Source organism: Pseudomonas sp. S5D5 (genome assembly GCF_003013355.1).
In the GTDB taxonomy this organism is placed as follows: Bacteria; Pseudomonadota; Gammaproteobacteria; order Pseudomonadales; family Pseudomonadaceae; genus Aquipseudomonas; species Aquipseudomonas aylmerensis.
Genome location: NZ_PTEO01000001.1, coordinates 4386791 through 4409280 on the forward strand (window position 1 = coordinate 4386791; position 22490 = coordinate 4409280).

Sequence of the window (22490 nt, forward strand, 5' to 3'; positions counted from 1 at the left end):
GTTAATGGGCAGCGAGGCTGACGCCCCACAACCGTGGCGACGACACCGGCCACGAATGGAAGCCCTTGACGCTGTCCCGCAGCGCTGCGGCGACCGTGCCGTTGTAGATGATCACCATCGGCGTGTCGTGGATCATCATCGTGTGCAACTGGTCGAACAGCGCCTGGCGCCTGGCCGTGTCACTCTCGCGCACCGCTTCGCGCAGCACCGCCTGCGCCTGGGGGTTGTCCCAGACCTTGCGCGGCTCCTTGCTCTTGTCGCCCATCAGTGAATCGAAGCTGGTGGCCGGGTCGAGGCGCGACGAATAAGAAAACGCCATCATCTGGTAGTTGCCGCTCTGGTAGCGCTCCAGCTGCGTGCCCCACTCCAGGGTTTCCATCTGGATATTCAGGCCGCTGGCCACCGCCATCGCCTGGCTGAGCAGGCCCATGTCGAACATCTGCGAATAGCGTTTGTTGACGATCATCTTGATCGGCTGGCCGTGGTAGCCGGCCTCGCTGAGCAGGCGCTGGGCTTCCTGCGGGTCATAGCGATAACCCTGCCTGGCGGTGGCGCTGTAGAACGGGCTGGTCTGGGGGATGGCCGAGTTGTTCGGCTCCGAGGTGCCGTTGGACAGGGCGTTGACCATTTGCCCGTAGTCCAGGGAATGGGCGATGGCCTGGCGGATGCGCACATCCTTGAGCAGTGGGTCGTTGGTCTGGAACAGCAAGCCGCAGATCGCCATGATCGGGCTGAACGAGATCTGCACGCCCGGCGTGGTTTTCAACTCCTGGGCATCGCTGGCGCTGACATTGGGCAGCAGGTCGATGTTGTTGGACATCAACGCGGCCTTGGCCGATGACGGGTCGGGGATCACCATGAAGCGTACGGCGTCGACCAATGCGGTCTTCTTGCCGGTAAAGCCATCCGGCCCGGCCTCGTCGCGCGGGCTGTAGTCCTTGAAGCGCGAGAGCACCACGTATTGGCCGGGTTTCCATTCATCGAGGCTGAACGGGCCGGTGCCGATCGGCGCCTTCCAGCTGCCGTCCGCCGCCAGCGAATCGCGGTGCAGGATGCCGCTGCCGCCGCAATCGGGGCGCGCCATGGAAGCCAGGAACAGGCCGCTGGGCTGGTCGAGGTGGAACACCACGGTCAGCGGGTCCGGCGCGTCGATGGCGGTGATTTTCGCCCCGCCACGGCCATCGAATTCGGCCAGGCAGCGCCACTGGGTTTTCGGGTCGAGGTAGCGCTCCCAGGTCCACTTCACGTCGGCGGCGGTCAAGGTCGCGCCATTCTGGAAGTGCACGCCGTCGCGCAGCTTGAAGGTGTAGGTCATGCCGTCAGCGGAGCGTTGCACCTCACGAGCCAACAACGGGCCGACGGAGGCGTCTTCACGGTGGGCCACCAGGCCTTCGACGATGTGCAGCATCACCGTGTCGGTGTTTTCGTCACGGTTGACGCCCGGCTCGGTGCTGCGGATGTCGGCATTCAAGCCGACGCGCAAGGTGGTCTGGGCCTGCGCAAGGCCGGCGCCGAGTGCGAGGGTGACGCACAGCGTGCCATTGAGTAAGCGATTCACGGGAGATGTTCTCCTTCGCTGAAGAGACCGGCCTGGGGCAGGAGCCGGCTTCAAGCCTGTGTTAGGTCGTTGTTGTTATGGCCTGGCCTGAGGTCAGTGCCGCGGATGTTTTTTGTTTTTTTAAATTCGCCGGGACATATTCACAGTACAAGCCCGGCTTGTAAATGTTTTTTTGTGCATATAAAAACATTGTCGACTTAACGGTGTTTTTCTCCAGGCAACAAAAAAGAGGCCGAAGCCTCTTTTGGGGCAAACCCGCGCCTGCCCTAGCGGCAGTGGTAAGGACTTTCGTTCTTGAGCTCTTCGCCGGTGTTGAGGTCACGGATGGTCACCGTGGCTTTCGGGAAGTTCTGGCAGAACATGTTGCGCGACGAGTAGATGGCACTGCCGTGGCTGGTGATGACCATCGGGATCGGCGCACCGGAGACGTCGACGGCCGTGACGTTGTAGTCACCCGAGAGGGTCACGCAACCGCCGAGCATCAGCAGTGCGGCAGCCGCCGCCAGGTACTTGATCGAAGCAGACATAGGCATTTCGCATCCTTGTGAAATTCAGGGCCAGGGTGGCCGACGAGGCTAGGAGCGGCTTGGCCGCCTTGAGTTCAACCCTGTGTTCAGTGCAGCGCCGCGCGGGTAATCAGGTAGCTCACCAGCTGCGGGTCATCGTCCAGCTCGAGGGTCTGCACCGGGCGTGGCAGGTTATCCAGCACCGTGCGCCAGAACGCCTGGGACACTTCGTCCTGGTCATAGAAGCGCACCAGCCAATTGGCGTGACCACTGCACAACACCTGCGTGGCGATGGCGCGGCCAATGCCTTTGCGGCGATAGCGCTTGAGGATAAACAGGTCGGCCAGTTCCAGGGCGTCGAGGCCCGGCAACTCACTGCCTTCGATCAGCAGGAAGCCGGCGATATAGCCATCGACCAGCAGCAGGTTGGCGCTCCACTGCGGATCCTGCCAGTAACGGGTCAGGTGTTCGTCGTGGATGTAGAAGCGGCCGTCGGCCTCGACGTCTTCCTGCTCCCAGTCCGACGACTCGTAGGCGTAGTACTGGTAGAGATTGCGGATCAGCTCGGCGTCTTCGGGCCCGGTCTGGATCAGTTCAACAGTGGTTTCAGGCATGGGGGTCTCGGTGAAAAAACGCAGGGCGCCATTGTTCACAAATCCTCTCGCCAGGCCAATACATTGTCTAACCTTTCTGCTTGCTGAACCGAATGCGGATTTGTCTGGCGCGGCCTAAAACTTTGAAACATTTGGAATAAACTCCGCCAGCCCTCCCCTTTTTCTCCAAGGACATGCATTTTGACAAACGTCTGTTCCGCCGGCCTGGATGTAGGCTTTGCCTCCCTGGATTACCTGCAGATCTTTATCCTGGGCGTGATCCAGGGCATTACCGAGCTGCTGCCGGTGTCGTCCACCGCCCACATGCGGGTGGTACCCGCCCTGCTCGGCTGGCAGGATCCCGGCTCGGCGTTTTCGGCGGCGATGCAGCTGGCGGCGCTGGCGGCGGTGGTCAGTTATTTCTGGCGTGATGTGCGCCAGGTGGTCACCGGCAGCATCGGTGCGGTGCGCCAGGGCGACTATAACAATCAGTGGTTCAAGCTGGCGGTGGCGATTGTGCTGGCGACCATTCCGATTGGCATTGCCGGCCTGGCCCTGTCCTCGACGTTGAACGCCTGCAACTCGCCGTTGCGCGGGCTGATGGTGATCGGCATTTCCTGCGTGGTGATGGCCGTGCTGCTGGCGGTGGCCGAAGTGCGTGCCCGGCATACCCGCGACATGAGCCAGATGCGCCTGCGCGATGCACTGATCGTCGGCATTGCGCAGATCGGCGCGCTGATCCCCGGCGTGTCGCGCTCCGGTTCGACGCTGACGGCCGCGTTGTTCCTCAACTTCAAACGCGAGGAAGCCGCGCGATTTTCGTTCCTGCTCGGCCTGCCCGCCATCGCCCTTGCCGGCTTGAAAGAGCTGTGGGTGCTGCTGCACGCCGACATGCCCGTACACGCCTGGCCGCACCTGCTCTTTGGCCTGGTGGTGGCCAGCGTCTCGGCGTTCTTTGCGATCTGGGGCCTGATGAAGTTTTTGGAACGGTTCTCCACCTGGCCGTTTGTGATTTACCGCGCGTTGCTCGGGGTGTTCCTGATCGTCGCAGTCAGTACCGGCTTGCTGAGCTAAAACCGCTTCTGTAGTAGCCGGCTTGCCGGCGCCTACAGTTGGGATGCGTACTTCCTGGGTCGTGCTATTGCCCGATCGTTCGGTCGGCCAGCTCTTCCAGCAGGTCGGCCGAGGGCACGAAGAACAGGCCGCCGGTGACCGCCGTGCTGAAGTCCAGCAAACGGTCATAGTTGCCCACCGGGCGGCCGACGAACATGTTCTCCAGCATCAACTCCAGAGGCTCCGGCGAGCGCGCGTAGCCAATGAAGTAGGTGCCGAACTCGCCGGCACCCGGGCGGCCGAAGGGCATGTTGTCACGCAGGATTTTCACTTCCTCGCCGTTCTTGTCGGTGATGACCGTCAATGCGCTGTGGGAGTTGCTCGGCTTGGTCTCCTCATCCAACTCGATATCCGAGAGTTTGGTGCGCCCGATCACCTTCTCCTGGGCTTCGACTGTCAGGCCGTTCCAGGCTGTCATGTTGTGCAGGTACTTCTGCACCAGCACATAGCTGCCGCCCTCGAATTCCGGGTCTTCGGCGCCGACGATGGTGAACCCCACGGCCTTGCGGCCTACCGGGTTTTCCGTGCCGTCGACAAACCCGATGATGCTGCGCATGTCGAAGTAGCGAAACCCCTGGACTTCATCCACCACCTTGACACTGTCGCCCAGCGCAGCCATCACGTGGGTGGCGAGTTCAAAGCACAGGTCCATCTGCTCGGCGCGGATATGCAGCAGGATATCGCCGGGCGTCGACACCGCCATGCGCCCTTCCACACCGAACTCCCGGAACGGGTGCAGCGCCGCCGGGCGTGGTGCGCCGAACAATCGATCCCAGGCATCCGCGCCAAACCCGCAGACACAGGTCAAGTTGCCCGCCGGCACCCGCTTGCCCACCGAACGCACCAGCCCGGCGATGTCCGCGCACCAGGCGCGCACGTGGTCTTCACGGCCGGGGGTGACGGTGGCGACCATGAAGATTGCGCTGCTGGTGATCGGGTGGCAGACGGACTGCGGCTCAAGAGGCGGCTGAACGGAGGAAGTCGGCATGGGGCAAATCCAGGCTAAGGGCGAGAGTGAACCCGCGCAGATTAGCAGATCATTTCTGACACTCCTGCCACACATCGCGAATCAACGCCTTGAGCTTCAGCGCCTCGGCCCAGCGATCACTGATCTCGCGACCGTCGGCGCCGGTGATCGCATAGGGCGGCGGGCCGAGTTCGCAGGTGAAAGACAGGCTCTGCGGGGTGTCGGGACGCGCCAGCCAGTCCTTGATCCCGTAGCGCCACCAGCCGGTAAACCGCTCGACCCACGCTTGATGCTGGGGAAATTCGAGCGACACCTGCACCTGCTCGCTGCTCGCCACGCGGCCATGAAAGCCCCAGCTGTGACGCAGGATCGTGCGTATCTGTTGATCATCCTCGACGGCCCCGGGCTCGGGCAACTCGCGGCCGACCACGTAGTGCGACAGGTCCGCCAGCAGCTTCAGGTCGGGCATCTGCGCCAGCAGGTCGAGCGTGAACAACAGGTCATTGGTGAGGCGATAACGGTGGGTTTCCAGCAGCACCGGAAAGTCCACCTGCTCGGCGAGGCGCTGCCAGCCTTCGACCAGCCTGGCGGCCTCGGCCTGGCTGCGCGGCCGCACATCGGCTTGCAGGGTCAGGTGATGGCAGCCATGACGGCTGATGACATCCAGCGCCGCCGCCAGATCATCCACGGTCTGCGGGAACAACTGGCCTTCGATCTGCAAGCCGCGTGCGCTGGCGGCGGCGTGCAGGCGCGCGACATCCGCGGCTTTCCAGTAGTGGTCGGTGACGCCATCGAAGCCGGCGGCGGCGATGCGCTCCAGCTGTGCTTCCAGGGGACCGGGCTCGGTTTGCATGGCCCACAGCGATTGAAATACCAGAAATTGGCGCATATCAGCCTCGCAGCAATTGTTTAAGCGACAGGTCGGGGTCGGCCAGGCTGGTGGGGTTGAGCGGGACGCGTGCACTGATCAGCCGTTCGCAGAGCTTGATGTCCTTGGCCACGCTGTTGCCCGGCGCCCACCCGCAGGCGCCTTGCAGGTGGTGCTCGGCATCCAGGTAGAACAGCAGCAGGCCGCCCGTGGGCAAGGGTCGGCTGACGGTCAGCGCGGTGCTCACGCCGACCGTTTGCAAGCCCCAGTCGTACTGGTCGGACCAGAAACCGGGAAGCGACTCGAACGCCAGCTCGCGCCCCAGCAGGTTCAGCGCGGCATGCCGGCCCTGGGCCTCGGCATTGCGCCAGGTTTCCTGGCGCTGATATTGGCCGTCCAGGCGAAACTCGCAGACATCGCCGGCCGCGTAGACATTCGGCGCGCTGGTGCGCAAGTGCGCGTCGACACGAATGCCCTGCCCGACGTCCAAGCCCGCCGCTGCAGCCAATTCGATATTCGGCTGCATGCCGATACCGACCACCACCAGGTCGCAGGGCAACCGTTGCCCATCGACCAACACCACCGCGTCAACGTCGATGGACTCCAGGGCCACATTCAAGCGCACCTCCACGCCGTGAAGGCGGTGCACGTCCAGCAGGGCTTCAGAGATGACCGGCGGCAGCACGCGCCCGGCCAGGCGTGGACCGGCCTCCAGCAAGGTGACGTCGCACCCGAGGCTGCGCGCCGTTGCCGCCACCTCCAGGCCGATAAAGCCACCACCGACCACCACCAGCCGAGCGCCAGGGCGCAACGCGGCTTTCAGGGCCAGCGCTTCATCGTGGGTGCGCAGGTACAACACATTCGCCTGGGCCTGGGGCAGGCGGCGTGCCCTGCCCCCGGTGGCCAGCAGCAACCCGGCATAGGCCAGCCACTGGCCGTCGGCCAATTGCAGGCGCTGCTGCGCGGGGTCCAATTGGCGCACCGGGTTGCCGGCGATGTGTTCAATGTCCAACTCGGCCAGCCGCGCCTCGTCGCACAGGCTGCACCCCGCCAGATCGATGCTGCCCTGCAACAAGCCCTTGGACAGCGGCGGGCGCTCGTAGGGCAAATGCGCTTCATCGCCGATCAGGATCAGGCGCCCGGTGTAGCCTTCTTCGCGCAGGGTCAGCGCCGCACGGCCACCGGCATGGCCGGCGCCGACGATGATCAGGGCGTCGTTCATCCTGCGGCCGTGACGGCGAGCAACACCCGCCCCGCTTCGACCCGCACCGGATAAGTCTTGAGATTGACGCAGACCGGCGCGCCGAGGGCCTTGCCGGAGCGGTAGTCGAAACGCCCGTTGTGCTTGGGGCACTCGATCACGTGGTCCATCACCAGGCCGTCGGCGAGGTGGATTTTTTCGTGGGTGCACAGGCCGGCGGTGGCGAAAAATTCATTCTCGGCCGAGCGATACACCGCATAGGTATGTGGTCCGTGGTCGAAGCGCATCACGTCTTCTTCGTCTATTTCGCCCACGGCGCAGACGTCGATCCATTGATCGTTCATGGCGATTATCTCTTGTTTTTTAAAGGGGCTCAGCCTGCAGTGGCTTCTGCATGCACGGCGGTCGTGGCGGCGGGCTCGGTACGCTGGCCAATCGGGCGTTGCACGAAGTACGTGGGATCGCTGCGCTGCTTCCAGATCGTCGGCAGGATCTCTTTGTACGCCTCGAGGATATTCGCGTACGGCGGCGGGCAGTCGCCACGAATCTCTTCATGCAGCTGCGCCAGGGCGTGGTACGGCACCATTGGGTACATGTGGTGCTCGAGGTGGTAGTTCATGTCCATGTAGATAAAGCGCAGCACCCGGTTCATGTAGATGGTGCGGCAGTTGCTGCGGTGGTCCAGCACATCTTCGGCCAGGCCCACGTGCTGGGTGAGGCCGAACAGGTAGCCAAGCCAGGCCCCATAGAGGCTCGGCAGGCCCACCAGCATCAGCGGCAGCCAGCTGTGCAGGTACAGCGCAGTGCCAATGACCAGCGCATAAATGCCGACCCAGATACGCGCGGCGCGAAACACTTTGGGCCACTCGGATTCGGGGATGAAGTCCTGCTCCTGCGCACTCATCTGGCCGATGGCATGGCGGGCCACGCCACTGAAGGTTTTCCAGGCCAGCGGCAGGTTGAACAGGCTGAGAAACATCATCCACAGGCTGGGCGGGCGCGGCTCGACGATCTCCGGGTCGCGGCCGACAACGATGGTGTCGGTGTGATGCCGGGCATGGCTCCAGCGCCACACATGGGGTTCGAAGATGCACATGAAGCTCGCCACCTGGTACAGCGCGTCGTTCATCCAGCGGGTCTTGAACGCGGTGCCGTGGCCGGTTTCATGCCAGCGCGGGTTGGACGCCGTGCCGTAGAGCACGCCGTAGGCCATGAAGAACGGTACGCAGGCCCATGAGCCCCAGAACCAGTAGCCGCCAAAGCCGGTGACCAGCAACGCCGAGATCCAGAGAGCGGTGTCGAGCAAGGCCGGGCCGTCGCGGCGCTGCATCAATTCTTTCATGCGTTTACGCGAAATCGGCGATTGGTACCAACTGGCCGAGACCAGGCCTTTTTCCGCCGCGCGGGCAGCCTCAGGGCCGGTCAGGCTGTAGTCACGACGGGTGGGATGAGCGGTGTGTCCAGGCATTGTTATTGTTCTCCGCAAGCGTGGGTGTTCAGGTGCCTTGCGAAAGAAACCATAGAGCCTGGGTAAATCACCCTCAAGGCCTTGAATCCATTCCCTATCAAGCTATCATCCAGGCCCAGCGGGGCTTGATAGTTTTCTATCAAGACGCTCAAGGGGCCTGTCATGAACAACAATAAACGCCCAACCATCGCCACCGTGGCCGCCCAGGCGGGCCTCAGTGTGGCCACCGTCGACCGGGTCCTGAATGCCCGCGCGCCGGTCAACCCGGACACTGCCGAACAGGTGTTCCAGGCCGCCGAAGCCGTGGGCTATTTCGCCGCGCGACTGATCGGCCAACGCATTCGCGAACGCCGTCCCACCTACCGCTTCGGCATCCTGCTGCTGGGCACCGCGCAGGCGTTCTACGCCAACCTCGCACACTCGATCAGCGACGCCGCGCAGCACCACGCCACGGCCAACCTGACCTGTCAGTTCGACTACATCAACGACCGCACACCCAGCGCCATCGTCGCGCAGATCGAGCAACTCGCCGTGCAATGCGATGCGCTCGCGGTGGTCAGCTTTGCCCATCCGCTGATCAACGCCTGCCTGGCGCAAATCCGTGCGGCCGGCGTGCCGGTGGTTGCGTTGCTTTCGGATATCCATGAACACGGCGTCGAGCCCTATGTCGGCCAGGACAATCACGTGGTCGGACGCACCATGGGCTGGCTGCTCGCCCGCACCTGCGGCGCGCGCAAAGGCAGCGTCGGGATCCTGTTGGGTGGCCACCGTTTCCTCGGTCACCAGGCGCGGGTCGAAGGCCTGCACAGCTACCTCGCCGAACACGCGCCGGGCCTCAAGCCACTTGAGCCGCTGATCAACCTCGACAACTGCGATATCACCGAAGAAGCCACCCTCGACCTGCTCACCCGCCACACCGACCTGCGCGGCCTGTGCGTGGTCGGCGGTGGCGGCGACGGCGTGATCAACGCCCTGGCGCAACTGCCCAAGCGCCCGACGCTGTGCAGCATCCTGCAGGAGTCCACCGCGCTGTCCCGCCAGGCACTGAGCCAGGGCCTGATCGATGTGGTGATGGACTCACAGCCCCGGCAGACGGCGCACGCACTGGTGCAGTTGCTGGTGCAATTGCAAAGTGGCGAAGGGTTTGATCCGCTGCGGCATCGAGTGCATATAGCGCCGCAGATCGTGACGTCGGAGAACATGGGGGCTTGAGGGCTGGTGCTTGGGGGACGCGGAGCGTCCGTGGAGGCATTCCCACGCAGAGCGCGGGAACGATCGGTGGGTAGCGTTTTTTCATGGTTTGTAAGGGGCCAGCAAGGCCATCTGGGACAATCCTCACCGCTGCTGGAATCGGTGGCCCGTCTGCGTTTAGGGTGGCTCTGTGTTCGGAGCATCTTGGGGTGCGCTGCCCCGCAGTTCAGCCAAAGACCGCGCCATCGATCCTTACCTGCCCACGCCTACAGGGGGCTGCGAAAATCTGCGGCACTCAGGCCAAACCGGCCCATCTTGTTGTACAGCCCACCCCGCGACACGTTCAGTTGCCGCGCGGCCAGGCGGATGTTGCCGCGGGTGGTGGTGAGTGCGGCGACGATGGCGTGCATTTCGTGGCTGCTCAGGTCCTGGGCGGGCTGGGGTTCGTAGTGGCGCAGCGTGGCGCGCGGTCTGGTTTCCAGGGGTAGATCGGCCGCCTGGATCAGTTCGCCCGTCGCCAGGTTGGTGGCGCGCTCGACGCTGTTTTCCAGCTCACGCACATTGCCCGGCCAGGCGTAGGCCGAGAGCATTTCCAGCGCCTCTGGGGAAAAGCCCTGCACCGTTTTACGCAGCGAACGCGCACAGCGCGCAAGAAAGTGCCGCGCCAGCAACGGGATATCTTCACGGCGCATGCGCAGGGGCGGCACGGTCAGGTTCAGCACATTGAGACGGTAGTAGAGGTCTTCACGGAATGCACCCTCGGCCACTGCCTGGCTGAGGTTGCGGTGGGTGGCGGCGATGATGCGCACGTCCACCTGCCGCGAGTTCTTTGCACCGACGCGGGTGATTTCGCCCTCCTGCAACACTCGCAACAGGCTGACCTGGGCGTCGAAGGACATGTCGCCGATTTCGTCGAGAAAAATCGTGCCGCCATCCGCCAGTTCGAACTTGCCCGCCGAGCCGCCACGGGCCGAGCCGGTGAAGGCCCCTTCGACGTGGCCAAACAGTTCGCTTTGCACCAGGTCCCGTGGGATCGCGCCGCAATTGACCGCCACAAACGGGCCATTGGCGCGGTCGCTGGCATTGTGGATGGCCTGGGCGAACAGCTCCTTGCCGGTCCCGCTTTCGCCGAGGATCAGCGTGGTGGACTCGCTGCGACTGGCGATGCGCCCCAGGTGCAGCGCGTCCTGGATGGCCCGCGAGGTGCCCTGGATGGTGTCGAAGGTGTAGCTCGCCTGGGTGCCGACGATGCGCCGGGTGATCTCGCGGATGCGCCGGTTTTCGCGCAGGGACACGATCACCCCGCCCTGCTCCAGCGGGCACACCGAGACCAGGCACGCAAGTTGGCTGCGGTTGTGCAGGTGAAAGGTGCAGTCAAGATCGCGAACCGCCTCACCCAGCGCGTCGCTCAATTCACTGCGGCCCAGGCGCTGGAAGGGCTGGCCAAGCAGTTCCAGCCCCACGCCGAACAACTGTCGGGCATAACGGTTGAGGGCCTTGATACAGCCGCGCTCATCCAGTACCACCAAGCCTTCGTTGAGCACTTCGAGCACTGTTTGCTGTTCTTCCAACAACCCTTGCAGGGCCATTTGCCGCGACACCGCCTCGGCCGCCGCCTGCACCGTGCCCAGGGTATGAAAGTGAAACCAGCCGGGTTCGGCGGTCAGGGTCAGCATGGCCAGCGTCTGGCCCTGGGCGTTTTTGATCGGCGCCGCGGCGCAGTGCATGCGGCGCTGGCGCAGGCCGCTGGCGAAGTTTTCCTCGGCCAGCACGTACACCAGGTGGTCCTCGGCCAGCGCCAGGCCGGTGCAGTTGGTGCCCTGGACCGACTCGAGCAGGCGACTGCCAACGGGGGTGATATCCAGCCCACAGAAATACAGGGTGGTGCCATCGGCATCGGTGAGATTGATGTGGCCGCGCGGGTTGTAGGCCAGCAGCCCATGCATGACTTGCGCTGCTGCGGCGATCAGCACGCGATGGCTGGCCAGGGTGGCGGCAAGCGTATCGGCGCTGGCAAAGCGGTAGGCGTTGTCTGCCGGGTCGATCCCGGCCTCGACGCTGCGCCGCCATGAATCCCAAATCACCTGGCGGACCGCCGCCGGGCGTTCGACCTGGCCACTCCGGCAAGCCTGCCACGCGTGCTCCAGCGCGGCCACCGGGCCGTCGTTGAGCGCCGCCGGGCCCAGGGCCGTGAGGTAGTCGAGGTCTTGCACACTGAACGCCATGCTCATCGGATTATCCATGTGTAGATTTTTGACATGTCAGTATAGACATGTCATCAGAATGAACACATTTTGTTTCTTTCGATTAATTAATCCTTACACATCAATAACTTGTTAATTGGCACAGGCTTTGCTCCTGACCCCATGCCTGCCAGGACCGTCCTGGGGCCAACAATAAAAAAGGGGTCACTTCATGAGTACACAGAACATCCGCCTGGGTTTGATCGGTGCCGGTCGCATGGGCAGCTTTCACGGCCTTACCGCCGCCCGGCATATCCCCGGCGCCTGCCTGGCCGCCATTGCCGACCCGACCCCAGGCCAAGCCGCACGCCTGGCAGCGGAACTGGGGGTGGAGAAGGTCTACACCGACCCGCAGCAGTTGCTCGACGACCCGGACATTGACGGCGTGCTCATCGCCGCCCCGGCCCGCAGCCATGCCGAACTGGTGATCCGCGCCGCGCGCGCCGGCAAGGGCATCTTCTGTGAAAAACCCATGGCCATCACCCTCGATGAAGCCGACCGCGCCATCGCTGCCGCTGCCGATGCGCAGGTTCCGCTACAGGTCGGGTTCAACCGACGATTCGCCAAGAGCTTTCGCACCGCGCACCTCGACGTGGCGGCCGGCCGTATCGGCACACCGCAGCTGTTGCGCTCGTTGACCCGCGACCCGGCGCTGAACAACCCGGCCAACTCGCCGCAGTGGGTGATCTTCCTGGAAACCCTGATCCACGACTTCGACACCCTGCGCTACCTCAACCCCGGCGCCGAAGCGCTGCAGGTGTATGTGATGGCCGATGCGCTGATCGCCCCGGAATACAAAAGCAAAGGGTTCCTCGACACCGCCGTGGTTGCGATCCGCTTTGACAACGGTGCGATTGCCACCGCCGAAGCCAACTTCCAGGCGGTGTATGGCTACGACGTGCGCGGCGAAGTGTTCGGCAGCGCGGGCATGCTGAGCATGGGCAGCCTCAACGAGTCGGACCTGGTGCGCTACCTCGCCGAGGGCATCCAGGCCGACACGCAGCGCATGGACACTGACCTGTTGCGCGACGCCTACATCGCCGAGCTCAACCATTTTGTCGACTGCCTGCGCACCGGCGCCCAGCCCCTGGCCAGCGGCGAAGACGCGCGCGCAGCCCTGGCAATTGCCCGCGCCTGCATCGAGTCGTTCGAAACCGGCAAGGCCGTGGCCGTGCAGGGAGCCCGCCGATGATCCCGTTCAAACTGGCGATCAGCGCGGAGATGGTGTTTCTCGACCTGCCGTTTGTCGAACGCGTACAGCGCATTCATGCACTGGGTTTCAGCGCCGAAATCTGGAGCTGGACCGACAAGGATATCGCCGCACTGGCCGCCACCGGCGCTGACTTCACCTCCATGACCGGCTATATCAGCGGCACCCTCACCGACCCCGACGGCATCCGGTCATTGCTCGACAGCGCACGCGAGTCCCTGGGTGTGGCCGCGCAGCTGAACTGCCCGAGCCTCAACCTGCACGGTACCGGACTGGGTGAAGGCGGCCTGCCGGTGCGGCCCGTCAACCAGACCACCGGGCGCATGTGGCTGAGCGCGTGCAAGACCCTGGAAAAAATCGCACGCCTGGGCGAAGACGCCGGTCGTGTGTTCCTGCTGGAAAACCTCAACACCGAGGTCGACCACCCTGGTGTGCCGTTCGCCCGCGCCGACGAGACCCTGGCGCTGATCGAAGCCGTTGGCAGCCCGCACTTGAAGATGAACCTGGACCTGTACCACGCGCAGATCGGCGAAGGCAACCTGATCGAACTGATCCAGCGTGCCGGCAGCGCCATCGGTGAAATCCAGGTAGCCGACGTGCCCGGGCGCCAGGAGCCGGGCACCGGCGAGATCCACTACCCGGCCATCGCCAGGGCCTTGCACGCCATGGGTTACACCGGCGTGGTCGGCCTCGAAGGCTGGGCCAGCGGCGACAGCGAGCTGGCCCTGGAACGGTTCCGTCAAGCGTTCACCCTATAACAATAAAAGGAACATTCTCATGCATCGCTATTCATTGATCGTTGCCGCGTTTCTACTGCTGTTCAGCCAATGGAGCTTCGCCGCGTACCGCATCGGCGTGAGCATCGCGCGGGTCGACGACAACTTCATGACCTACGTGCGCACCGGCCTGGAAGCCGCCGCCAAACAACAGGACGTGCAGATCCAGTTCGAGGACGCCCAGGGTGATGTGGTGCGCCAACTCAACCAGGTCGAAGGCTTCCTCAACCAGAAAGTCGATGCGGTCATCGTGCTGCCGGTCGACACCTCGGCCACCGCCAACATGACCCGCGCCGCCGTCGCCAGCAAAATCCCGCTGGTGTACGTCAACCGTCACCCGGACGAACGCTCGCTGCCCAAGGGCGTGGTCACCGTGGCCTCCAACGATATCGAGGCCGGGCAACTGCAGATGCGCTACCTGGCGGAAAAACTCGGTGGCAAGGGCAATGTGGCGATCATCATGGGCGACCTCGCGCAGAACGCCACCCATGACCGCACCGAAGGCGTCAAGCAGGTACTCAAGGACTTTCCCGGTATCAACATCGTCGAGCAGCAGAGCGCCGAATGGCAACGCAGCAAAGGCATGGACCTGACCAGCAACTGGCTGCTGGCGGGCACGCCGTTCGACGCAATCGTGGCGAATAACGATGAAATGGCGATCGGCGCCGCCATGGCATTGCAGCAGGCGGGCAAGGCCAAGGGCGAGATTGCGATCGTCGGCATCGACGGCCTGCCCGATGGCTTGGCCGCGATCAAGCGCGGGTTGCTCACTGCCTCGGTGTTCCAGGACCCCAAGGCCCAGGCCACCCAAGCGGTGCAATCGGCGATCCGGATGATCAAGGGTGAACCGATTGAATCGGAAGTGTGGGTGCCGTTCGAATTGATCAAGCCCGAGCAGGTGGCGGTGTTCGAACAGCGCTACAAATAGGCGGGTACATGCAGATCCACATGCGGGAGCGACCGGGCACAGGAATTAGGCCAGCCCCGCCACAAACTGTGGGAACTGAGCCAGGCACAGAATTCAGTCCAGCCACAAATCAGTGTGGGAGCTGGCTTGCCTGCGAAGGCGGTGGGTCAGCTGCATCATGGTTGACTGACACAGCGCCTTCGCGAGCAAGCCCGCTCCCACAGTGGAACTGTGTCAGGCACAGGAATCAGGTCAGCCCCTCCACACACTGGGGGAACTGAGCCAGGCACAGAATTCAGTCCAGCCACAAATCAGTGTGGGAGCTGGCTTGCCTGCGAAGGCGGTGGGTCAACTGCATCATGGTTGACTGACTCACCGCCTTCGCGGGCAAGCCCGCTCCCACAATGGAACTGTGTCAGGCACAGGAATCAGGTCAGCCCCTCCACACACTGTGGGAACTGAGCCAGGCACAGAATTCAGTCCAGCCACAAATCAGTGTGGGAGCTGGCTTGCCTGCGAAGGCGGTGGGTCAGCTGCATCATGGTTGACTGACACACCGCCTTCGCGAGCAAGCCCGCTCCCACAGTGGAACTGTGTGAGGCAAAGGAATCAGGCCAGCCCTCCACAAACTGTGGGAGGTGAGCCAGGCACAGGAATCAGGCCTGCCCCTTCACAAACTGTGGGAACTGAGCCAGGCACAGAATTCAGTCCAACCACAAATAAGTGTGGGAGCTGGCTTGCCTGCGAAGGCGGTGGGTCAGCTGCATCATGGTTGACTGACCCACCGCCTTCGCGGGCAAGCCCGCTCCCACAGTGGAACTGTGCCAGACACAGGAAATAGGCCAGCCCTCCACAAACTGTGGGAACTGAGCCAGCCACAGAATTCAGCCCAACCACAAATAAGTGTGGGAGCTGGCTTGCCTGCGAAAGCGGTCGATCAGCCACATCATGTTTGACTGACCCACCGCCTTCGCGGGCAAGCCCGCTCCCACAGTGGAATTGTGTCAGGCAAAGGAATTAGGCCTGCCACACGTTCACCTACTATCAGTCCAGATCACTCGCAGCGTGCCGCTCTGCCAGCTGCTCTTCCGGCGCCCCTGAAACTCGGTTCACCCGCCGCCCGCGCTGCACGGCAGGTCGCGCTTCGATCGCCTCGGCCCAGCGCAGTACGTGCTTGTATTCATGCACCGACAAGAACTCCGCCGATTCCCCATACAAGCGGCCTTTGACCAACCCGCCATACCAGGGCCAGATCGCAATATCGGCGATGGTGTATTCATCCCCGGCAATGTACTCGCTCACCGCCAGGCGCTGGTCCAGCACATCCAGCTGCCGCTTGGTTTCCATGGCAAAGCGGTTGATCGCGTACTCCATCTTGCTCGGCGCATAGGCATAGAAATGCCCGAAACCACCGCCCAGGTACGGCGCGCTGCCCATCTGCCAGAACAGCCACGACAGGCACTCGGCACGCGCGGCGGGCTCTGTCGGGAAGAATGCCCCGAACTTCTCCGCCAGGTACTGCAGGATCGCGCCGGACTCGAACACGCGGATCGGCTGCGCACCGCTGTGATCCATCAAGGCCGGAATCTTCGAATTCGGGTTGACCGCGACAAAGCCGCTGCCGAACTGGTCGCCGTCGCCGATCTTGATCAGCCAGGCGTCGTATTCCGCGCCGGTGTGCCCCAGGGCCAGCAGCTCTTCCAGCAGGATGGTGACCTTCTGCCCGTTGGGCGTGGCCAGGGAGTACAGCTGCAGCGGGTGCTTGCCCACCGGCAAGACCTTTTCGTGCGTCGCGCCGGCGATGGGCCGGTTGATACTGGCGAAGGTGCCGCCACTTTCGGTGTCCCAGGTCCAGACCTTCGGGGGTACGTAGTCGGTCATGCTTACTTCTCCTTGGTTTCAGTACTGTTCGATGTCGCCAGTTGGGCCACGTTCCATCCGCCGCCCAGGGCCTTGATCAGGCCCACATTAGCGCTCAATTGCTGGGTTTGCAGTTGCAATACACTGCGCTTGGCGTCCAGCGCCGCCACCTGGGCGGTCACCACGTCCAGATAGGCCACCGCGCCCTGGCGGTAACGCGAGGTGGACAGGTCCTCGGCGTATTGCGCCGCAGCGGCAGCATCACGTTGATCCTCCAGGGCCGCGCCCAGGCCGGCGAGCTGCGACAGGTTGTCTTCGACCTGCTCGAACGCCGCCAACACCACGCCACGGTATTTGGCCGCCGCTTCATCGGTGGCAGCCTCGGCAATGTCCACCTGCGCCTGGCGCGCGCCGCCGTCGAACAGCGTGCCCACCAGCGACGGGCCAATCGCCCAGAACAGGTTCGGCGCACTCAGCAGGTGGGCAAACTCATCACTTTGATAACCGCCCTGCGCACTCAGGGTGATCTGCGGAAACCACGCGGCCTTGGCCACGCCGATACGCGCATTGGCGGCCGCGATCCGGCGCTCGGCAGCGGCGATATCCGGGCGCCGTTGCAACAGGCTGGACGGCACGCCGGTCGGCACCGTCGGCAAGGCTATCGGCGCGACATTCACCGCCACGCTATAGGTCGACGCCGACTCGCCGAGCATCGCCGCGATCGAATGCTCGAGCAGCGCGCGCTGCACCTGGCTCTGGCTCAACTGTGACTTGACCGTCGACAGCTGCGTGCGCGCCCGCGCCACATCCAGCCCGGAGACGATGCCGCCGCCGTGCAGGCCTTCGGTCAGGCTCAAGGCCTTGGCGTAGGCGTCGCGGCTCTGCGCCAGCAGTTGGTTCTGCCAGTCGATGCCGCGCAGGCGCAGGTAACTGTCGGCCAGTTGCGCCTGCAGGCTCAGGCGCACCGAGGCGAGGTCGGCCTTGGCCGCTTCGGAATCGCTGGTGCCGGCGGCGACGGTGTCGCGCACGCGGCCCCACAAGTCGACTTCATAGTCGACCTCCACGCCCAGGGTCGCGGAGTTGTAGATATCCGGCGAGGTCGCCGAGCGCAGCGGCTTGGTGTCCGACTGGCGAATGCGCTGGCCGTTGCCAATCGCCGACACCGTCGGGAACAGCCCCGAGCGCGCCTGGGCCACATAGCCCTGCGCTTGCTGATAGTGCGCCAGCGCCGCGCTGAGGTCCGGGTTATTGCGCAGCAACTGTTGCTCCATCGTCTCCAGCTGCGGGTCGTTGTAGAGGCGCCACCAGCCGTCACGGTTGGCCTGGTCGTCGGGGCTGGCGACGGTCCATGGGCCTTGGGTGCGGAACTGCGCCGCCACCGGCGTGGGCGGCACCTTGAGCGGTGGTGCGAGGGAACAGGCGCCCAGGCCCAGGCAGGCGGCCAGGGCCAGCAACGTAGGCTTAGCCATGGGGTTTGACCTCGACAGGCGCGGCGGCCAATTGCACCGCATCATCATCGGCAAGGCCATCCGGCGGCGTGTCGATCACGCGGTCGGCGGCCTGCAGGCCACTGGCGATTTCCACGCTGTCGCCAAAGTCGCGGGCGATGCTCACGGTCTTGAAACGCACGTGGTCCTGCGCATCCAGGGTCGCGACGCGCATGCCCTTGTCATCGAACACCAACGCGCTGGACGGCACGCGCACCACGTCGGCCTGCACCGGCAGGTCGAACTGCACGCTGGTGTAGCCGCCGGGCAAGAGCCGTCCACCCGGGTTGTCGACCAGCAGCTGCACGAGAGTGCTGCCGGACGCCGCGTTCACCGCATCGGCGGTGGCGATCACCTTGCCGGTGAAGGTTTCGCCACGGTATTCCGGCACGCTCAAGCGCGCAGTGGTGCCTTCGCGGATCTGCGGTGAGAAGGTCTGCGGCACTTGTACGTAGACGCGCAGGCGGCTGACATCGGCCACCGCGAACAGCTCTTTGCCGGCCGTGCCGCCGGCGCTGATCAACGCGCCGACATCCGTGCTGCGCGCGGTGACCACCCCGGCAAAGGGTGCCACCAGGCGCTGGAAGCCCTTGGTCGCGACCAATTGGTCGACGTTCGCCTTGGCCGCCGCCACCTTGGCCTGCTTGGCGGTCAGGTCACCGGTGCGCTCATCGACGTCCTGGCGCGACACCGAATCGGTCGACAGCATGGCCTGCCAGCGCTTGGCGGTGGTCTGGGCCAGGTTCGCATCGGCCTGGGCCGACGCCAGCGTGGCGCGGGCCTGCAGCAACTGCTGATCGAGTTCGGGGGTGTCAATTTCAGCGAGCACCTGCCCGGCCTTGACGCGAGTGCCGATGTCGACGTTCCAGGATTTCAGGTAGCCATTGACCCGCGCAAAGATCGACGCGCGCGAATATGCCTCCATGCGCCCCGGCAGATTGAGCACCGGGCCCTGGGCGATGACCACCGGTTTGATCAGGGTCACGCTGGGCAAGGCCTGGGCGTCGGTCCAGGTCTTGAGGTCCCGCGACTCACTGGCGCGCACGCCGATGCCGACGCCAACGATAAGCACCACGACCACCCCGCCCACAATCAGCCACAGCAGGCCACGGGAAGACTTTGGTTTGGAAAGAGCAACGGACATGTCAAACCCCTTGGGTAACGGTGGTCGCAACCCGGGCGTGCTGGCGACGCCCGTGGACCAGACTGAAAATCAGCGGAACCAGAATCAACGTGGCGACGGTGGCAAACGCCAGGCCACCGATCACCGCACGGCCCAGCGGCGCGTTCTGCTCGCCGCCCTCGCCCAGGCCCAGGGCCATCGGCGCCATGCCGATGATCATCGAGATGGCGGTCATCAGCACCGGGCGCAGACGGGTAAAGCCGGCCTCCAAGGCGGCCTGTCCCGCATCGCCGTGCACCGCCAGGCGTTCACGGCAGAAGCTCACCACCAGGATGGCGTTGGCAGTGGCCACGCCCATGCACATGATCGCCCCCGTCAGCGCCGGCACCGACAGCGGCGTGTGCGTCACGAACAGCATCCACACGATGCCCGCCAGCGCCGCCGGCAACGCGGTGATGATCACAAACGGATCGGCCCAGGACTGGAAGTTGACCACGATCAGCAGGTAGATCAGCACCACCGCGCCGAGCAGCCCGAACAGCAAGCCGCTGAACGCCGCGTTCATGGTCTGCACCTGGCCCTGCAGGATCACTTTGGAGCCGGTCGGCACTTCACCGGCGTGGGCCGCAATGATCTTCTGGATATCCGCCGCGACGCCCCCCAGGTCACGGTCCTGGATCGCCGTGAGCACCTCGACCACCGGCTGGATATCCGACTGGGTGAACACCGAGTTGCCGTGGCTGCGCTGGATGTTCGCCAGGCCGCCAAGGGTCTGGTCGGTGGCCGCGCCGGCGCTGCCGCTCAACGGCAGGTTGTGCAGTGCTGCCAGGGTGTCGAGGCTGTATTGCGGGGTCTGCATGACGATCGGATAGGAAATCCCGTTGGCCGGGTTCAACCAGAATGTCGGCGCCACCTGGCTGGAACCGGCGAGGTTGACCACCAGGCTGTTGGTCACGTCGCGCTCGGTCAGGCCGACCAACTGCGCGCGGGTGCGGTCGACGTCGATATTGAAAGTCGGCAACTGCCGCGACTGCTGGATGCGCGCATCCACCACGCCGGGCACCCGGCGAATATCGCGCAGCAAGGCACTCGCATAGGTGAAGTTGCCCGCGAGGTTATTGCCGGTGATCTGCAGGTCGATAGGCGCCGACGAGCCGAAGTTGAGGATCTGCCCGACGATGTCCGAGGCCGGGAACGAGAACACCGCGCTGGGGAATTCCCGTGGCAGGGTTTCGCGCAGTTCGCGCATGTATTCGGCGGTCGGGCGGTGGTCTTCGTTGAGGCTGATCTGGATATCGCTGTCCTGGGAACCCACGGTGCCGGTGTTGTTGTACACCACGTTGATGCCGCTGATGGACAGGCCGATATTGTCGACCAGGGCCTTGAGTTCGGTGGCGGGAATCTTGCGCCGGATCGCGTTTTCGATATCGGCGATCAGGCGCGCATTGCTTTCCACCCGCGTGCCGACCGGCGCCCGCACATGCAGCAGGATCAGCCCGGAATCGACCTCGGGGAAGAAGTTGCGCCCAAGGAACGGCACCAGCGCGAACGACACCGCGACAAACGCCAGCAGGCCGATCACCACCGTGCGGCGATGGTGCAAGGCGGTGTCGAGGACACCGTGGTAACGCTCGCGAAACGCTTCGAAACGCCGTTCGAAACCGCGCTGGAAATTCACCAGCGGATTGCGTGACGGCGCAGGCCCGGCTTCGCCATGCACATGCGGTTTGAGCAGGTAGTTGGCGAGGGTCGGCACCAGGGTTCGCGACAGGATGAACGAGGCAATCATGGCGAAGATCACCGCTTCGGCCATCGGCACAAACAGGAAGCGCGCCACGCCGTCGAGAAAGAACATCGGCACGAACACGATGCAGATACACAACAGCGACACGAACGCCGGGGTGACGATCTGCGCGGCGCCGTCGAGAATCGCGGTCTCCACCGGCTTGCCCTGCTCCAGGTGCCAGTTGATGTTCTCGATGGTCACCGTGGCGTCGTCCACCAGGATCCCCACCGCCAGCGCCAGGCCACCCAGGGTCATGATATTCAGGGTTTCGCCGAGGGCCGAGAGCGTGGCGATCGAGGCCAGGATCGCCAGCGGAATCGAGGTGGCGATGATCACCGTCGAGCGCCAGCTGCCGAGAAACAGCAGGATCATCAGGCTGGTCAACGCCGCCGCGATCAGGCCTTCACGCGCCACGCCGCTGATGGCCGAGCGCACGAACAGCGACTGGTCGCCGATCAGGTCGATATTCAGGTTGGGCGGCAAGGCGGCCTTGTTGTCGGCGAGTTTTTCCTTGATCCCGGCGACCACGCCCAGGGTCGACGCCGAACCGGTCTTGAGCACCGGCAGCAGCACCGAGCGGTTGCCGTTGACGTGCACGATGTTGGTTTGCGGCGGGTTGCCGTCGCGCACGGTGGCCACGTCGCGGATCAACACCGTGGTGCCGTCGGCGGTCTTGATCGGCAGGTTTTCCAGGTCATGGAAATCCGACGGGGCGTTATTCAGTTGCAGGTTGAACTCGTAGCTGCCGATCTTCTGCGTGCCCACCGGGGTGATCAGGTTCTGCGTGGCCAGGGCCGTGGCGACATCCTGCGCCGACAGGCCACGGGCTTGCATGCGCGCCGAATCGAGGTCGATCTGCACCTGGCGACTCTTGCCGCCGAACGGGTAAGGCAAGGCTGCACCGGGCACGCTGGTGAGCATCAGGCGCACCTGGTTGAGGCCGATATCCCCGAGGCGCTGCTCGCTCAGGCCGGGGCCCGACAGCGCCAGTTGCACGATGGGCACGGTAGAGGCGCTGTAGTTGAGCACCAGCGGCGGTACGGTACTCGGCGGCAGTTGGCGCAGGATCGCCTGGGACACCGACGTCACCTGGGCGTTGGCGGTGCTGATGTTGACGCCCGGCTGGAAGAAGATCTTGACGATCCCGTAGCCGTTCATCGACTGCGCCTCGATATGGCGGATGTCGTTCACGGTGGTGGTCAGCACCCGCTCGAACGGCGAGGTGATGCGCCCCGCCATCTGGTCGGGCGGCAGGCCGGTGTACTGCCAGATCACCGCGATCACCGGGATGCGGATCTCCGGGAAGATATCCGTGGGCGTGCGCCAGGCCGCGAGCGGGCCGATGATCAGGATGAAAATAGCCAATACCAGGAAGGTATAGGGGCGCCGCAATGCGATGCGCACGAGGCTCAGCATAGAAGGTGATCCGGACAGGGGGTTGGATGAGCCAGCAGGCGTTGCCATGCCGTTTTCCCGCCTCGCCCCATGTGGATCCTGGGGAGTTTGCAGCGACATCCAGGTCACAAAGAGGCATACGCCACAATATCGAATTTAGTGGCGTACGCAACTAATTTGTTTCAAGCTGTCTCAGTATTCATCTAAAGGGCATCTCCGGTCTGAAAGGCCTTGTCCT

18 protein-coding genes are annotated in these 22490 nt (G+C 64.1%); 5 read left to right on the forward strand and 13 right to left on the reverse strand.

Annotated features, from left to right (window positions below; genetic code table 11):
- Window position 1 precedes the first annotated feature (1 nt).
- From C9990_RS19760 to C9990_RS19770, 3 genes are all read right to left on the reverse strand, one after another.
- Window positions 2-1558 carry an ABC transporter substrate-binding protein gene (locus tag C9990_RS19760; protein WP_106804388.1) on the reverse strand — a complete coding sequence of 519 codons (1557 nt, stop codon included), beginning with the start codon at window positions 1556-1558 and terminating at the stop codon, window positions 2-4.
- 266 nt (window positions 1559-1824) lie between these two features.
- A complete protein-coding gene (locus C9990_RS19765; protein WP_256595118.1) occupies window positions 1825-2091 on the reverse strand; it encodes a hypothetical protein in 267 nt (88 codons plus the stop codon).
- Between the two features lie 80 nt (window positions 2092-2171).
- Complete coding sequence (locus C9990_RS19770) at window positions 2172-2678, reverse strand: GNAT family N-acetyltransferase (protein WP_065906117.1); 507 nt, start codon at window positions 2676-2678, stop codon at window positions 2172-2174.
- Between the two features lie 180 nt (window positions 2679-2858).
- Between C9990_RS19770 and C9990_RS19775 the strand changes: the two genes are divergently transcribed.
- Entirely contained in the window at window positions 2859-3731 is an 873-nt protein-coding gene (locus C9990_RS19775; RefSeq protein ID WP_106804390.1) for an undecaprenyl-diphosphate phosphatase, read from the forward strand.
- 64 nt (window positions 3732-3795) lie between these two features.
- Here C9990_RS19775 and C9990_RS19780 read toward each other — a convergent pair whose 3' ends face one another.
- From C9990_RS19780 to C9990_RS19800, 5 genes are read right to left on the reverse strand one after another with little or no spacing between them, the layout of a single operon-like run.
- Window positions 3796-4758 (reverse strand): Dyp-type peroxidase, encoded by a 963-nt coding sequence (locus C9990_RS19780; protein WP_065905847.1) that lies wholly within the window; start codon window positions 4756-4758, stop codon window positions 3796-3798.
- 49 nt (window positions 4759-4807) lie between these two features.
- The gene (locus tag C9990_RS19785; protein WP_106804391.1) at window positions 4808-5626 is read right to left on the reverse strand and encodes a sugar phosphate isomerase/epimerase; all 819 of its coding nucleotides are present in this window, start codon (window positions 5624-5626) and stop codon (window positions 4808-4810) included.
- A gap of 1 nt (window position 5627) precedes the next feature.
- Window positions 5628-6827, reverse strand: coding sequence for an NAD(P)/FAD-dependent oxidoreductase (locus C9990_RS19790; protein ID WP_106804392.1), 1200 nt, complete (start codon window positions 6825-6827; stop codon window positions 5628-5630).
- Window positions 6824-7150, reverse strand: coding sequence for a MocE family 2Fe-2S type ferredoxin (locus C9990_RS19795; protein ID WP_065905839.1), 327 nt, complete (start codon window positions 7148-7150; stop codon window positions 6824-6826). The genes C9990_RS19790 and C9990_RS19795 overlap by 4 nt, the downstream gene beginning before the upstream one ends.
- Before the next feature lie 29 nt (window positions 7151-7179).
- Entirely contained in the window at window positions 7180-8274 is a 1095-nt protein-coding gene (locus tag C9990_RS19800) for a fatty acid desaturase family protein (protein WP_106804393.1), read from the reverse strand.
- Window positions 8275-8436: 162 nt separating this feature from the next.
- Here C9990_RS19800 and C9990_RS19805 point away from each other — a divergent pair, with 162 nt between their 5' ends.
- Window positions 8437-9486, forward strand: coding sequence for a LacI family DNA-binding transcriptional regulator (locus C9990_RS19805; protein WP_065905835.1), 1050 nt, complete (start codon window positions 8437-8439; stop codon window positions 9484-9486).
- Window positions 9487-9731: 245 nt separating this feature from the next.
- On the opposite strand, the gene C9990_RS19810 is transcribed toward C9990_RS19805, so the two are convergent.
- Window positions 9732-11696: a sigma-54-dependent Fis family transcriptional regulator gene (locus tag C9990_RS19810; protein ID WP_106804394.1), complete on the reverse strand. Its 1965-nt coding sequence runs from the start codon at window positions 11694-11696 to the stop codon at window positions 9732-9734.
- A 184-nt stretch (window positions 11697-11880) separates the two neighbouring features.
- Between C9990_RS19810 and C9990_RS19815 the strand changes: the two genes are divergently transcribed.
- From C9990_RS19815 to C9990_RS19825, 3 genes are read left to right on the forward strand one after another with little or no spacing between them, the layout of a single operon-like run.
- Complete coding sequence (locus C9990_RS19815) at window positions 11881-12900, forward strand: Gfo/Idh/MocA family oxidoreductase (protein ID WP_106804395.1); 1020 nt, start codon at window positions 11881-11883, stop codon at window positions 12898-12900.
- Window positions 12897-13676, forward strand: coding sequence for a TIM barrel protein (locus C9990_RS19820; protein WP_106804396.1), 780 nt, complete (start codon window positions 12897-12899; stop codon window positions 13674-13676). The genes C9990_RS19815 and C9990_RS19820 overlap by 4 nt, the downstream gene beginning before the upstream one ends.
- Window positions 13677-13695: 19 nt before the next feature.
- A complete protein-coding gene (locus C9990_RS19825; protein ID WP_106804397.1) occupies window positions 13696-14622 on the forward strand; it encodes a sugar ABC transporter substrate-binding protein in 927 nt (308 codons plus the stop codon).
- Between the two features lie 1023 nt (window positions 14623-15645).
- Here the strand turns inward: C9990_RS19825 and yghU are convergent.
- From yghU to C9990_RS19845, 4 genes are read right to left on the reverse strand one after another with little or no spacing between them, the layout of a single operon-like run.
- Window positions 15646-16482, reverse strand: coding sequence for a glutathione-dependent disulfide-bond oxidoreductase (gene yghU, locus C9990_RS19830; RefSeq protein ID WP_106804398.1), 837 nt, complete (start codon window positions 16480-16482; stop codon window positions 15646-15648).
- A gap of 2 nt (window positions 16483-16484) precedes the next feature.
- Window positions 16485-17930: an efflux transporter outer membrane subunit gene (locus tag C9990_RS19835; RefSeq protein ID WP_106804399.1), complete on the reverse strand. Its 1446-nt coding sequence runs from the start codon at window positions 17928-17930 to the stop codon at window positions 16485-16487.
- The gene (locus C9990_RS19840) at window positions 17923-19092 is read right to left on the reverse strand and encodes an efflux RND transporter periplasmic adaptor subunit (protein WP_106804400.1); all 1170 of its coding nucleotides are present in this window, start codon (window positions 19090-19092) and stop codon (window positions 17923-17925) included. Before C9990_RS19840 ends, C9990_RS19835 begins: the two co-directional genes overlap by 8 nt.
- Window position 19093: 1 nt before the next feature.
- The gene (locus tag C9990_RS19845) at window positions 19094-22273 is read right to left on the reverse strand and encodes an efflux RND transporter permease subunit (protein WP_106804401.1); all 3180 of its coding nucleotides are present in this window, start codon (window positions 22271-22273) and stop codon (window positions 19094-19096) included.
- Between the last annotated feature and the right edge of the window lie 217 nt (window positions 22274-22490).

What these genes read in the sequence shown, in the direction of transcription:
- C9990_RS19765 (WP_256595118.1), bottom strand. Translation starts at nt 2,091, where the DNA reads ATGCCTATGTCTGCTTCGATCAAGTACCTGGCGGCGGCTGCCGCACTG.
- C9990_RS19770 (WP_065906117.1), bottom strand. Translation starts at nt 2,678, where the DNA reads ATGCCTGAAACCACTGTTGAACTGATCCAGACCGGGCCCGAAGACGCC.
- C9990_RS19780 (WP_065905847.1), bottom strand. Translation starts at nt 4,758, where the DNA reads ATGCCGACTTCCTCCGTTCAGCCGCCTCTTGAGCCGCAGTCCGTCTGC.
- C9990_RS19785 (WP_106804391.1), bottom strand. Translation starts at nt 5,626, where the DNA reads ATGCGCCAATTTCTGGTATTTCAATCGCTGTGGGCCATGCAAACCGAG.
- C9990_RS19790 (WP_106804392.1), bottom strand. Translation starts at nt 6,827, where the DNA reads ATGAACGACGCCCTGATCATCGTCGGCGCCGGCCATGCCGGTGGCCGT.
- C9990_RS19795 (WP_065905839.1), bottom strand. Translation starts at nt 7,150, where the DNA reads ATGAACGATCAATGGATCGACGTCTGCGCCGTGGGCGAAATAGACGAA.
- C9990_RS19800 (WP_106804393.1), bottom strand. Translation starts at nt 8,274, where the DNA reads ATGCCTGGACACACCGCTCATCCCACCCGTCGTGACTACAGCCTGACC.
- C9990_RS19805 (WP_065905835.1), top strand. Translation starts at nt 8,437, where the DNA reads ATGAACAACAATAAACGCCCAACCATCGCCACCGTGGCCGCCCAGGCG.
- C9990_RS19810 (WP_106804394.1), bottom strand. Translation starts at nt 11,696, where the DNA reads ATGAGCATGGCGTTCAGTGTGCAAGACCTCGACTACCTCACGGCCCTG.
- C9990_RS19815 (WP_106804395.1), top strand. Translation starts at nt 11,881, where the DNA reads ATGAGTACACAGAACATCCGCCTGGGTTTGATCGGTGCCGGTCGCATG.
- C9990_RS19820 (WP_106804396.1), top strand. Translation starts at nt 12,897, where the DNA reads ATGATCCCGTTCAAACTGGCGATCAGCGCGGAGATGGTGTTTCTCGAC.
- C9990_RS19825 (WP_106804397.1), top strand. Translation starts at nt 13,696, where the DNA reads ATGCATCGCTATTCATTGATCGTTGCCGCGTTTCTACTGCTGTTCAGC.
- yghU (WP_106804398.1), bottom strand. Translation starts at nt 16,482, where the DNA reads ATGACCGACTACGTACCCCCGAAGGTCTGGACCTGGGACACCGAAAGT.
- C9990_RS19835 (WP_106804399.1), bottom strand. Translation starts at nt 17,930, where the DNA reads ATGGCTAAGCCTACGTTGCTGGCCCTGGCCGCCTGCCTGGGCCTGGGC.
- C9990_RS19840 (WP_106804400.1), bottom strand. Translation starts at nt 19,092, where the DNA reads ATGTCCGTTGCTCTTTCCAAACCAAAGTCTTCCCGTGGCCTGCTGTGG.
- C9990_RS19845 (WP_106804401.1), bottom strand. Translation starts at nt 22,273, where the DNA reads ATGCTGAGCCTCGTGCGCATCGCATTGCGGCGCCCCTATACCTTCCTG.